Origin of the sequence: Sphingomonas sp. 22176, assembly GCF_052045505.1 — a bacterium.
Lineage (GTDB): Bacteria > Pseudomonadota > Alphaproteobacteria > Sphingomonadales > Sphingomonadaceae > Sphingomonas.
Map to the genome: position 1 here is coordinate 31,341 of NZ_JBQEPL010000008.1, position 13,007 is coordinate 44,347.

Consider the following 13,007-nt stretch of genomic DNA (forward strand, 5'->3'; position numbering starts at 1 on the left):
TCGACGTATGCGCGGTCGAGCGTCTAAAGGCGCGCGCCATGACCGACGCTGCCCTGCCCCGCCCCACCCGCTGCGACCGCGCCTGGGTGGACGACGCCGTCCGTACGATCGACGCCGAGTTCAACCGCTCCGCCGACACCCATCTGGTCCGCGTCGAGTTGCCGGGCGCACCGGGCGTCACGCTGTACCTCAAGGACGAATCGAGCCACCCGACCGGCAGCCTCAAGCACCGGCTGGGCCGCTCGCTGTTCCTCTACGCGCTGTGCAACGGCTGGATCGGCCCCAAGACGACGATCGTCGAAGCATCCAGCGGCTCGACCGCGGTCTCGGAAGCCTATTTCGCCAAGATGATCGGCCTGCCCTTTGTCGCGGTGCTGCCGCGTGGCACCTCGCCGGAGAAGATCGAGGCGATCGAATTCCATGGCGGCCGTTGCCATGAAGTCGCCGATCCGCGCTCGGTCCGCAGCGAGGCGCAGCGGCTCGCCACCGAACTGGGCGGCCATTTCATGGACCAGTTCACCTATGCCGAGCGCGCGACCGATTGGCGCGGCAACAACAATATCGCCCAGTCGATCTTCGAGCAGATGGCGCAGGAAGCGCATCCGATCCCCACCCACATCGTCTGCGGTGCCGGGACCGGCGGCACCTCCGCGACGATCGGCCGCTATCTGCGCTATCGCCGGCTGGAGACGCGGCTGTGCGTCGCCGATCCCGAGGCTTCGGTGTTCCACCGCCATTATCTGGATCGCCGTGTCACCACCGTGGACGGCGCGCCCTCCTGCGTGGAGGGCATCGGCCGACTCCAGCTAGAGCCCTCCTTCCTGCCCGACGTGATCGACCGGATGATCACCGTGCCCGATGCGGCGAGCCTGGCGGCCGCGCTGCGGATCAGCCGCGTGCTCGGGCGCCCCTGCGGCGTCTCGACCGGCACCAATATCTGGGCCTGCGCGACGCTGATCCGCGAGATGCGCGCCGCCGGCCAGACCGGTTCGATCGTCACCTTGCTGTGCGACGACGGCCGCCGCTATGGTTCGACCTGTTTCGATGCGGGCTGGCGGGCAGCGCATGGCTATGAGACCGACACGCACGATCGGGCACTTGACGATCTTTTCCTGCCCCCTGTCTGAAAACGGTCATCAATTCGTCATCCGGCTGCTGCACCCGCCCGCAGGTATTTTCCTGGCGACATGGGAGTGGGGCGCGCGATGACGGACGGGGGCACGACACGGCGACGGTTCCTGACAGCGGGGGCGCAGGCGGCGGTAGCATCGGCGCTGCCCGCCTCGATCGCGCGAGCGGCGGCGATCCCGGCGGACGTCCGCAGCGGCACCATTGCCGATGTCGCGCATGTCGTGATCCTGATGCAGGAGAACCGCAGCTTCGACCATTATTTCGGCACGCTGAGAGGCGTGCGCGGCTTCGGCGATCCGCTCACCATACCCTTGCCGAACGGCCGCAGCGTGTTCGCGCAGGAAGCCACCGACGGCAGGCTGGTCGCGCCGTTCCATCTCTCCACCAAGGAGCATTTCGAGCTGATGCGGGTGGCGGGCACCCCGCACAGCTGGCCCGATGCACAAGCTGCTTGGGATCAGGGCCGGATGCAGCGCTGGGCCGCCGCCAAGACCGAGCGCGCAATGGGCTATTTCACCCGTGAGGACCTGGCGTTCCAGTTCGCGCTCGCCGAGAGTTTCACCATCTGCGACGCCTATCACTGTGCGGTCCATACCGGCACCAACACCAACCGCCTGTTCCTGTGGACCGGCACCAACGATCCCAGCGGGATGATGGGCGGCCCTTCGATCGGCAATTCGCACGACGAGCTGGCGACCAAGGGGGGCTACCCCGATTCCTATCGCTGGACCACCTATCCCGAGCGGCTCCAGGCGGCCGAAATCGACTGGCGCATCTACCAGGACATGGCGGACAATTTCACCGACAACCCCCTGGTCGGCTTCGCCGCCTATCGCGAGGCGCAGCCCGGCTCGCCGCTGTATGACCGCGCGCTGACCACCCATGGGCTCGACCAGCTCCGCGCCGACGTGCTCGCGAACAAGCTGCCCCAGGTCTCGTGGATCATCGCCGATTCCAAGAGCAGCGAGCACCCTGCTCCGTCCAGCCCCGCCCAAGGCGCGGCCTATACCGCCGCGGTGATCGACGCGCTGACCGCCAATCCCGAGGTGTGGGCGCGCACCGTGCTGATCGTCAATTTCGACGAGAATGACGGCTTTTTCGATCACGTCCCCCCACCGGGGCCGCCTTCGCGCGACCTGGCGGTTGCCGGCGGCTTTCTCGGCGCCTCGCAGGTCGACACATCGAACGACTATCACCAGATCCCCAGCGTCGCCGACGACAAGGCGGAGCGGCCAGAGCTGATCGGCCGTCCCTATGGTCTGGGCCCCCGCGTCCCCTGCTATGTCGTCTCGCCATGGAGCCGCGGCGGCTGGGTGAACTCGCAAGTCTTTGATCACACCTCGGTAATCCGCTTCCTGGAGGCGCGGTTCGGGGTGCAGGAGCCCAATATCTCCGCCTGGAGACGTGCGGTGTGCGGCGACCTGACCAGCGCCTTCGACTTCCGCAGCCCCAACCGCAAGATAGGGCCGGTGCTGCCCGATCCGCGCGATCTCGCCACCCGCGCCGCCGCGCTGCCCAGCCAGCCGGAGCCGAGCGCACCGGTGGCCGCGGGCCAAGCACCGGCGCAGGAGCCGGGCATCCGGCGCGCCCGCGCCCTGCCCTATGCGCTCGAGGTGCGCGAAGCCGCCCTCGATTCTAACCAGATCGTGCTGCGCTTCGAATGCACCGGTGTGCCTGCGGTGGTGCATGTCTATGATCGGCTCAAGCTCGACGCGGTGCCGCGACGCTATACGCTCAAGCAGGGCGGCACGATCGAGGCCGAATGGCCGCTCGATTCGGACGGACGATATGACCTCTGGCTGCTCGGTCCCAACGGCTTTCACCGCCATTTCGCCGGCCGGGGCGCTGCTCATGCAGGTGCGGTGCGCTGGCAGCAGCGCGGCGGGCTCACCCCATCGCTGCTGATTGATGCTCCGCAAGGGCTCGTGTCGGATTGGCCCCGCCATTCGCAGCTTCGCGCCGTCGGTGCCGGCGAATCGAAGGTAGCGCTAACGGTTACCGGTGGCTGGTACGATCTTGTGCTGACCGATCCGGATGACCCCGGTTACCGCCGTCGGCTCGCCGGAAGGATCGAAAATGGCAGCGATGGTTGGTCCGAACCACCATTTACCAATGTTAAGGTTTCACAAACCGATTAGGACGCGATACTGTCAGCGCTGACAGAATAACGCGTTGGGGGGCGGGACAATTGAAGTCAGTGGGCTTGGTCGAGCTGGCAAAGATCGCCGGGGTGTCGGTTTCGACTGCATCCAGGGCGCTTTCCAATCATCCCCGCGTCGCCCGAGGTACGCGCGAGCGTATCGTCGCGCTCGCGCAGGAACATGGCTTCCGCCTCAACCAGACCGCCAGTGCGCTGCGCAAGCAGCGTACCGGTGTAATCGGTGTGGTCGTACCGCTGGGGCATGAGGTGGACCAGGCGCTATCCGACCCCTTCTTCATGGGCCTGCTGGGCGGACTGGCCGATGCGCTGACCAAGCGCGGCTATGATCTGTTCCTGTCGCGCGTGGTGCCGCAGGGCCCGCGCTGGCTGGACGACATCATCGCCTCCGGCCGGGTCGACGGCATCATCCTGATCGGCCAGTCGGACCAGCTGGAGGCGATCGAGCGGATCGCGGGCAGCTACCAGCGCATGGTGGTGTGGGGCGCCGCGCGACTGGGCTCGGACCAGATCACCGTCGGCACCGACAATGTCACCGGTGGCGAGCTGGCCGCCCGTCACCTGCTCGCGCGCGGGTGCAAGCGGCTGGCGTTTCTCGGCAATCCCGAGGCCCCGGAGTTCTCCGATCGCTACAAGGGCTTCCACAGCGCCATCGCCGAGGCGAAGGGCGTCACCGATACGGTGGTACCGATCCATCTGACCATGGAAGACGCCTATCGCGAGATGACCGCCTATCTCGCCGCCAATCCCGCCCCGGACGGCATCCTCGCCGCCTCCGACGTGATCGCGATGAGCGCGATGCGCGCGCTTTCCGAGCGCGGGCTGCGGGTGCCGGAGGACGTGGCAGTGATCGGCTATGACGACATCCTGCTCGCCGGCTACACCACCCCGGCGCTCACCACGATCCGCCAGGACGTGGTCTACGGTGCCAATCTGCTGGTCGAGCTGCTGCTGGCGCGGATCGCCGGGCAGAATGTCGGCTCGGTTGCGATGCTGCCCGAACTGATCGTCCGCGATTCGGCCTAGGCCGGGTCGCGCACGGCGGCGCACACTAGCAGCTGGTGGAGCGCCGCGGCGATCGTACGGGCATCGAACGGCTTCTCGACCACGGTCACCGCGTCCAGCCCGATCGGCAGGTGATCGCGGCCATAGCCGCTGACGAACAGGAAAGGGATGTCGCGCGCGACCAGCAGCGCCGCCACGTCGTCGACCAGCGCGCCCTGGAGATTGCCGTCCAACAGCACGGCATCGACCGGTGTGTCGGCGATCGCCGCCATCGCGTCGGCCGCTGTGGCAACGACGCCCGCCACCACCATGCCCGCGTCGCCGAGGATCGTCGCGAGTTCGAGCGCGACCAGCGGCTCGTCCTCGACGATCAGCACTCGCTTGCCGACCAGCGCCGCGCCGCCGCCCGCCGGCAACGCAGGGATCGCCCTGCGCGCGGCGCGCGGCTCCTCACGCAATCGCACCGCGCTGGCATAGGGGATCGACAGCTTCCAGCCGACGCCGTCCTCGCCATAGCTGGGCACGGCGCTGCCGCCCTCCGCCTTCAGGCTGCGCTCGATCAGCGCGGTGCCGAAGCCGCGCCGGGTCGGCGGTGCCGCGGCCGGGCCGCCGCTCTCCTCCCAATCGAGCTCGAGCATGCCGCCCCGCACGCCCCAGTGCAGCCCCACCCGCCCCTCGGGCACCGACAGCGCGCCATATTTGTGCGCATTGGTCGCCAGTTCGTGGAGGACGAGCGCCAGGTGCAGCGCCGGCTCGGGCGCCAGCTCGACCAACGGTCCACCGGTATCAAACCGTTCCGGATCGATCGTGCCGGTCTGGAGCTGGCCTTCGACCAGCTCCTGCAGGCTCGCACCTTGCCAGGTCGTGCTGCTGAGCAGCGAATGCGCGCGCGCCAGCGCATGGATGCGGCCGATGAAGGTCGGTGCGAAGTCCGACGGGCCCGAGGAATGGCGCAGCGTCTGGGTGGCGATCGCCTGCACCGATGCGAGCGTGTTCTTTACCCGGTGGTTGAGCTCGCCGATCAGCAGCCGCTGGGTCTCCTCGGCACGCACCCGATCGGTGACGTCAAGGATCTGGGTGTTGACCGAGAGCAGGGATCCGTCCGCACCCAGCAGTGCCGAACCATAGACTTCGCAATCGAGCGTCATGCCCACTGCCGTACGCATGCGCAGCGGCCGCATGTCGCGAATATGCTCCCCGGCGATCATGCCGCCGATCATCGTGTCGAACCTGGCAGCATGCTCGTTATCGAGCCATTCGAGCTCCGAAGGGCGCAGGCCTGAGACTTCCACCGCGCGCCAGCCGAACATCCGCTCGGCCCCGGCCGACCAGGCGATGATCCGCTGCTCGGCATCGAACTCGACGATCGCGAGCGGGGAATTGTCGCGATGCGCCTTCAGCCGGGCGAGGGCCGCGGCATGGCGGTCGCGCTGGCGCGAGATTTCCTGCCGCTGCCGCGCCAACTCGACGAAGATCTCGACCTTGTTACGCACGATCTGGGGATCGACCGGCTTGAGCAGATAATCGACCGCCCCGGTTTCATAGCCGCGGAAGCGCCGACGCTCGTCGGTGGCGACCGCGGTGAGGAAGATGATCGGCACGCGGCGGGTACGCTCGGTGCCGCGCATCAGCTCAGCAAGCTCGAACCCATCCATCCCCGGCATCTGCACGTCGAGCAGCGCCAGCGCGACGTCGTGCACCAGCAGCAGCTCCAGCGCCTCCATGCCCGAGGCGGCGGTGAGCAGTTCCAGCCCCTCCTGCGCGAGCAGAGCCTCCAGCGCGATCAGGTTTTCGGGCACGTCGTCGACGGCGAGGACCTTCACCGGATCACGCATCGGCCATCGTCCGCAGCCCGACATTGTTGCGCCGGTAGAGGCGCTCGCCCGCGTCGAAATCGGCAAAGGCGTCGGCATGGCGCGAGAAGCGCAGCGTCTCCCGCGCGCCGAGGCCCAGGAATCCCCCGCGTACCAGCGAATCTCCGAACAATCCCAACGCGCGATCCTGGAGGTCACGATCGAAATGGATCAGCACGTTGCGGCTCGACACGAGATGCGCCTCGGCAAACACCTGGTCGGTGGCGAGGCTATGTTCCGCGAAGACAGCGCGGGCACGGAGGCTCTTGTCGAACACCGCGCCACCATAGGCCGCCGTATAGTAATCGGAAAGCGAACTATGTCCGCCGGATAGCCGGTGATTCTCGGTAAATTGCGGAATCCGGCCCAGATCGAAAACCCCCGCCTCGGCCTTGGCCAGCACCGCCGGGCTAATGTCGGTACAGTAGAAGATCGTCCGGTCCTCTAGCCCCTCCTCCCGAAAGAGGATGGCGAGCGAGTAGAATTCCTCGCCATTGGCACAGCCAGCAATCCATATCTTGAGCGAGGGCCAGGTGCGCAGATGCGGCACAACCTTCTCGCGCAGCGACCGGAAATAGGCTGGATCGCGGAACATCTCGCTCACCTGGATGGTGAGGAAGCCCATCAGCTCGGCGAATACCGCCGGCTCGCGCAGCAGGCGGTGCTGGAGCTGCGAGAAGCCCTCGCAGCCGAAGCGCTGGCACGCCCGCTCCATCCGCTTGTGCAGCGAGCTGCGGGAGTAGCCGCGAAAATCATACTGATAGTGCCGCCAAATCGCCTCGAGCAGCAGGTCCAGCTCGATCTCCGCGTGCGGCGGAACAAGGTCGTCGATCACCGCGGCATCCACACCCGCACCAGGCTGAGCAGCTTGTCGATGTCGAGCGGCTTGGCGAGATAGTCGTTGGCGCCCGCGTCCAGGCATTCCTGCTGGTCGCGCGCCATCGCCTTGGCGGTGAGCATCAGGATCGGCAGCGTCCTGCCCCAGGGCTGCTTGCGGATCTCGCGGGTGGCGGTGAGGCCGTCCATCTCGGGCATCATTACGTCCATCAGCACGAGATCGAGCGGATCGGTGAGATGTCGCGCGGATTCGTCGAGCGCGTGCAGCGCCTCGCGGCCGTTGCGAGCGATACGAACCTTGACCCCATGGGGCTCGAAAATGCTCGTCAGGGCATAAACGTTCCGAATGTCGTCCTCGACCACCAGGATCGAGCGACCTTCCAGCGCCGCGTCGCGGCCCAGCGCCTTGGCGATCAGTGCCTGCTGCGGCTCGGGCAGCTCGGAGACGACCTGGTGGAGGAACAGCGTCACCTCGTCGAGCAGGCGCTCGGGCGACTTGGCACCCTTGACGATGATCGACTTGGAATATTTGCGGAGCCGCAGCTCCTCGTCCTGGCTGAGGTCGCGGCCGGTATAGACGATCACCGGCGGGAAGCCGACGCTGTCGTCCTCGCTCAGCCGGTCGAGCAGGTCAAGGCCCGAGGCGTCCGGCAGGTTGAGGTCGAGCACCATGCAGTCGAACGTCTCCTGGCCGAGCCGCTCGAAGGTCTGCGCGGCGCTATGGGCCTGCACCGTCTCCACCTCGCGCGAGGCGAGCAGCGCCTTGACGCTCTCCGCCTGCTGGGCGTCGTCCTCCACCACCAGCACGCGGCGCATCCGTTGCGACATCCTGGCCTCGAGGCCTTCCAGCATGTCGACCAGCTGCTCGCGCCGCACCGGCTTGAACAGATAACCGACCGCGCCGCTCGACAGCGCTGCCTGGCTGTCGTCGTCCACCGAGACGACGTGCACGGGGATGTGCCGGGTGCGCACGTCGCGCTTGATCCGGTCGAGCACCGAGAGGCCGGTATGGTCCGGCAGGTTCATGTCGAGGATCACCGCGTTCGGCACATATTGCCGCGCGAGCAGCGCGCCCTCGTCCGCGGTGCCCGCGATCAGGCACTGGAAACCGAGGTCATGCGCGATGTCGCACAGGATGCGCGCGAAGACGGGATCGTCCTCGACGATCAGGATCACGCGAGAGTCGCCCGACAGCTTCTCGCGATCGTCCTCGCACGGCTCGGCGCTGCGGCGGCGGCCGGGCTTGGGGTTGGAGGGCTGCGGCTTTACCGGCGCGGGGCTGGGGCTCGGCAGCGGGGCCGGCGTCTGGACCAACGCGGGATCATAGGCGTCGGGCAGGATCAGCGTGAAGGCGCTTCCCTCGCCAGGCATGCTTTCCACTGCGACTTCGCCGCCGAGCAGCCGCGCCAGCTCGCGCGAGATCGACAAGCCGAGGCCGGTGCCACCGTACTTTCGGCTGACGGTACCATCGGCCTGACGGAACGCCTCGAAGATCACCTGCTGCTGCTCGGACGGGATGCCGACACCGGTGTCGCGAACCGTGAAGGCGATCCGCCCGTCCGGGCGCCGCGCCACGCCGAGCGATACTTCGCCCTTCGCGGTAAACTTGATCGCGTTTGACAGGAAGTTCTTGAGCACCTGCTCAAGCCGCTGCGGATCGGTCTCGATCTCGCCCGGCGCACCCGCCGCCTGCTCGATGCGGAAATCCAGCCCCTTAGCAGTCGCCGAGGCACCGAACACCGCCTTGAGCTTGTCGAGTACCGGCGCGATGCGCACGCGACGCGGCTGCAGCTCCAGCTTGCCCGCCTCAATCTTCGAAATGTCGAGAATGTCGTTGATCAGCGTGAGCAGGTCGTTGCCCGAGGTTTCGATCGTCTCGGCATGGCGGACCTGATCGGGGCTGAGATTGCCCGCGCGGTTCTCCGCCAGCAGCCGCGCCATGATCAGCAGCGAATTGAGCGGCGTGCGCAGCTCATGGCTCATGTTCGCGAGGAATTCGGACTTGTAGCGGCTCGCCTGTTCCAGATCGGCGGCCTGCTGCTCCAGCGAGCCCTGCGCGCGAGCCAGCTCGTCGCGCTGCAGCTCTAGCGCCCGGGTCTGCGCCTCCAGCTCGGCATTGCTTTGCTCCAGCGCGGACTGCTGCGCCTCCAGCCGAGCGGCAGTGTCCTGCAGTTCGCGGCTCTGCGCCTCCAGCTCGTCATTGTTGACGCGCAGTTCCTCGCTTTGGACCTGCAGCTCCTCCGCCTGCTTCTGCGTGTGTTCTAGCAGCTCGCGCAGCCGTGCGCGATATTTGCCGGAACGGATCGAGACGCCCAGCTGGCCGCTGATCCGCGCCAAGAGCGCCTGCACCTGCGGATCCACCGCACCGGGAAAGCCCAGCTCGAGCACGCCGTTGATCTCGCCATCGGCCTCGGTGACACCAATCACCAGGGTGCGCGGCTGCGCCTGGCCGAGGCCCGAGCCGAAATAGAGATAACCATCCGGTACCTGCTCCAGCACGAACTGGCGGCGATCGGCGATCGCCTGGCCGAGCAGCCCCTCGCCCGGCTTCACCCATTCGGGCAGCGGCGCATCACCCGGCACGGCATAAGTGCCGCGGCGGCGAAAACCCGCGCCGCTGGGATCGCGCACGAAGATCGCGCCCGCCTGCGCGCCGCTATAGTCGGCGAGGAAGCGCAGCGCCGCGGTGGCGAGTTCGTCGAGGGGCAGCTCGCCGGCCACGGCTTTGGCAAGGCCCACCTGTCCCGATTGCAGCCATTCCTCGCGCCGGATCGCCAGCCGGTTGCGGATGAAGGCGAAGCCGATGCCCGCCAGGATCCAGATGATCGCGGTGCCGAGGATGCGGTTGACCAGCACGACCTGCGGATCGACACCCGGCGGGGCCAGCGTGAAGCCCGCAAAGTTGAGCAGGGTTGCCAGCGCTGCGATCACCAGCGGCACCACCGGCCGCCCGGCCGTATAGGCGATCACCGTCGGGAGCAGATACCCCGCCCAGGTCGCGGTGCCGAGCGGCAGCACCGTGTCGGCACCGAACGGCAGCACCAGCAGGGCGGCAAGGCCGGCATAGAGGGGAAGCGAGGGCTTTCGGCTGCGCTGGCTGGGCGACATATGAAATCTCAAAGGGATAGGAGAACCAAGGGGTACCCGCCTTTGGCCCGTCCTCGCAACCCCGACCTCCTGCGGTTGGTGCGCGACATTGCCACACGCGCACCCCTTCCGCTTGCGGGAGGGGAATGGCTGAACCATCGCCCTCCCCATCGGTTACCCCGAAAACTTCAGGAGACGGCAGATGGCGAAGCAGACGAGCGACTTTTTCGTGGAGCGGCTCAAGGCCTGGGGCGTCACGCGGATCTACGGCTATTCGGGCGACGGCATCAACGGCGTGCTCGGGGCGCTGCAACGCGCCGAGGCAAAGGGGGAAGGCATCGAGTTCATCCAGGTCCGCCATGAAGAAATGGCCGCGTTCATGGCGTCCGCGCACGCCAAGTTCACCGGCGAGATGGGCGTGTGCCTTTCCACCGGCGGGCCCGGCGCGACGCACCTGATCACCGGCATGTACGATGCCAAGCTCGACCATGTCCCGCTGCTCGCCATCGCCGGCCAGGCCGAGACCACCGTGCGCGGCGCCAACTACCAGCAGGAACTCAATCTGGACCGGCTCTTCTCGGACGTTTGCGGCTATGTGCAGGAAGTATCAGCACCCGCGCAGCTGCGCCACGTCACCGATCGCGCGATCCGCATCGCCATCGCCAACCGCGACGTGACCGCGATCGTGCTGCCCAAGGATGTGCAAGACGAGCCCTACCAGGATCCGCCGCTCCAGCACGGCTTCACTCGCTCGGGCCCCGGTTATGTCCGTCCGCAGGTGGTTCCGCCCGCCAGCGCGCTCGCACAAGCCGCAGAGATCCTCGATTCCGGGCAGAAGGTCGCCATCCTGATCGGCGCGGGTGCCCGCGGCGCCGAGGCGCAGGTGATCGAAATCGCCGAGCGGCTCGGTGCGGGCGTGGCCAAGGCATTGCTCGGCAAGGATGTCCTCGCCGACGACCTGCCCTTCGTCACCGGCGCGATCGGGCTGCTCGGCACCAAGCCTTCCTCGGACATGATGGCGGGCTGCGATACGCTGCTGATGATCGGCACCGGCTTCCCCTGGGCCGAATTCCTCCCCAAGGAAGGCCAAGCCCGCGCGGTGCAGATCGACATCGACCCGGCGATGCTCGGCCTGCGCTACCCGGTGGAATGCAACCTGCACGGCGGCGCCCTGGAGACGCTGAAGGCACTGCTCCCGCTCCTCAAGCGCAAGGAGGATCGTAGCTGGCAGGAGGGCATCGTCCATGAGGTCACCAAATGGTGGAAGACGATCGAGGAGCGCGCCATGGCCGAGGCGAACCCGGTCAATCCGCAGCGCGTGGTGTGGGAAATGTCGCCGCGCCTCCCCGCAAACGCTATCGTCACTTCGGACTCCGGCTCCTGCGCCAACTGGTATGCGCGCGACTATCGGGTGAAGGCGGGACAGCGTGCCTCGTTGTCGGGCGGGCTCGCCTCGATGGGCGCGGCGGTGCCCTATGCGATCGGCGCCAAATTCGCGCATCCCGATCGGCCGGTGGTGGCGCTGGTCGGCGACGGCGCGATGCAGATGAACAACATGGCCGAGCTGATCACCGTCGCTAAATATTGGCAGCGCTGGGCCGATCCGCGCTTCATCGTCTGCGTGTTCAACAACCAGGACCTGAACGAAGTCACCTGGGAGCAGCGGGTGATGGAGGGCAATCCGCGCTTCCCGACCACGCAGGACATCCCGGACGTCCCCTATGCCCGCTTCGCCGAGCTGATCGGACTGCAGGGCATCCATGTCGACACGCCCGAGGCGCTGGGCGATGCCTGGGACGCGGCACTGCGCGCGGATCGCCCGGTGGTGCTGGAGGTCAAGACCGATCCCGATGTCGCGCCCTTCCCGCCCCACCTCACCTTTGCCCAGGCCAAGGGCTTCATGTCCTCGATGCTCAAGGGCGATGCCGGGCGCGGCGGGGTGATCAAGGAAACCGTGCGGCAGATCGCCAAGGAAATTACTGGCTGACGCGTGCGCGTCGGCAGCGATGCGGCGGGGGCGTGGACGGGCCCTCGCCGTGCAGCGTTTCTACCCGCTCCCGCTGGTGCTCGAGAAACAGATCCCGCCGCGCTGCATAGGGATCGTCGGACTGGCGAACCTTGACCAGCATCTCTTCCTTCCGGTCGCGCCGGTCGAGGATGCGAACCGCAGCCGATCCGAGGACATAGGGACGCGCCCGAAACGGCCCGCCGATCATGGCGGGCGAGGCGAAGAAGTCGACAAAGCCGCCCACCATGTCGCGAACCGTCGTCGGGCCGGCGACCGGCACGAACAGGAAGGGGCCCGGCTTGACGCCGTAATATCCGAGCGTGTCGGAAAAGCCGTTGATCCGCAGCGGCAGGTTGAACGGGCAGCGCTGGGCCATGTCGATCACCCCGCCTACCCCCAGCGTCGTGTTGATCGCAAAGCGGCCGGCGGTCTCGAAGGCCCTGCCCGGCTTCAGCTGGAGCAGGAAATTGGCGAACACCACTGGCTCGCGCAAATTCCGGAAGAAGTTGCGGAGGCCTGATCGGATTGGCTTGGGCACCACGTGCACATAGGTGCGGGCCGCAGGTGCCGTGACGGCATCGTCGATATGGCTGGTCAGCGAAAAGGAGATCGCGTTGACCTTCTCGAACGGGTCCACCGGCGTCTTGTGCGCGCGGGCGGAGACGACGATTTCCGGCTCCTCCCCGCGCTCCGCACTCTGGGTTTCGGCTCCTGCCCCCTGCGTCACCACGGGCCGGGCGGCCGTACCCGCCTGCCGCTCCTGCAGCACGAAGACTGCCGCAGCAATGGCGGGCGCCGCGGGCGGTACAAGCAACGTCGCGACGATCACCGGAACATCGCTCCCGCTACGGCACTGGCGGAGCGGTGGATCGCGGTGGGGTGGGTCACGGGAAATCTTTCGTCAACGGTTCAGTAACAAGACGTCACC

Annotated in this window: 8 protein-coding genes; 4 read left to right on the top strand and 4 right to left on the bottom strand. The window is 67.2% G+C overall.

All coding sequences use genetic code 11. The features are described 5' to 3' along the window. Positions 1-38: 38 nt before the first annotated feature. The 3 genes from ACTJKY_RS18920 to ACTJKY_RS18930 all read left to right on the top strand — a co-directional run bounded on the left by ACTJKY_RS18920 (position 39) and on the right by ACTJKY_RS18930 (position 4,315). A complete protein-coding gene (locus tag ACTJKY_RS18920; protein ID WP_440847646.1) occupies positions 39-1,127 on the top strand; it encodes a PLP-dependent cysteine synthase family protein in 1,089 nt (362 codons plus the stop codon). Positions 1,128-1,205: 78 nt separating this feature from the next. Continuing rightward, entirely contained in the window at positions 1,206-3,269 is a 2,064-nt protein-coding gene (locus ACTJKY_RS18925; protein ID WP_440847647.1) for a phosphocholine-specific phospholipase C, read from the top strand. A 59-nt stretch (positions 3,270-3,328) separates the two neighbouring features. Continuing rightward, a complete protein-coding gene (locus tag ACTJKY_RS18930; protein WP_440847748.1) occupies positions 3,329-4,315 on the top strand; it encodes a LacI family DNA-binding transcriptional regulator in 987 nt (328 codons plus the stop codon). Here the strand turns inward: ACTJKY_RS18930 and ACTJKY_RS18935 are convergent. The 3 genes from ACTJKY_RS18935 to ACTJKY_RS18945 are packed head-to-tail and all read right to left on the bottom strand — an operon-like array spanning position 4,312 to position 10,092. Then, positions 4,312-6,129, bottom strand: a complete 1,818-nt coding sequence (locus tag ACTJKY_RS18935) for a response regulator (RefSeq protein ID WP_440847648.1) — start codon at positions 6,127-6,129, stop codon at positions 4,312-4,314. The genes ACTJKY_RS18930 and ACTJKY_RS18935 overlap by 4 nt on opposite strands. Continuing rightward, positions 6,122-6,994, bottom strand: coding sequence for a CheR family methyltransferase (locus ACTJKY_RS18940; RefSeq protein WP_440847649.1), 873 nt, complete (start codon positions 6,992-6,994; stop codon positions 6,122-6,124). Before ACTJKY_RS18940 ends, ACTJKY_RS18935 begins: the two co-directional genes overlap by 8 nt. Next, positions 6,979-10,092, bottom strand: coding sequence for a response regulator (locus ACTJKY_RS18945; RefSeq protein WP_440847650.1), 3,114 nt, complete (start codon positions 10,090-10,092; stop codon positions 6,979-6,981). Before ACTJKY_RS18945 ends, ACTJKY_RS18940 begins: the two co-directional genes overlap by 16 nt. A gap of 181 nt (positions 10,093-10,273) precedes the next feature. On the opposite strand from ACTJKY_RS18945, the gene ACTJKY_RS18950 reads away from it, so the two are divergent. After that, positions 10,274-12,058: a thiamine pyrophosphate-requiring protein gene (locus ACTJKY_RS18950; RefSeq protein ID WP_440847651.1), complete on the top strand. Its 1,785-nt coding sequence runs from the start codon at positions 10,274-10,276 to the stop codon at positions 12,056-12,058. Here ACTJKY_RS18950 and ACTJKY_RS18955 read toward each other — a convergent pair. Further along, positions 12,048-12,908, bottom strand: a complete 861-nt coding sequence (locus ACTJKY_RS18955; RefSeq protein WP_440847652.1) for an MlaA family lipoprotein — start codon at positions 12,906-12,908, stop codon at positions 12,048-12,050. The genes ACTJKY_RS18950 and ACTJKY_RS18955 overlap by 11 nt on opposite strands. Positions 12,909-13,007: the final 99 nt, after the last annotated feature.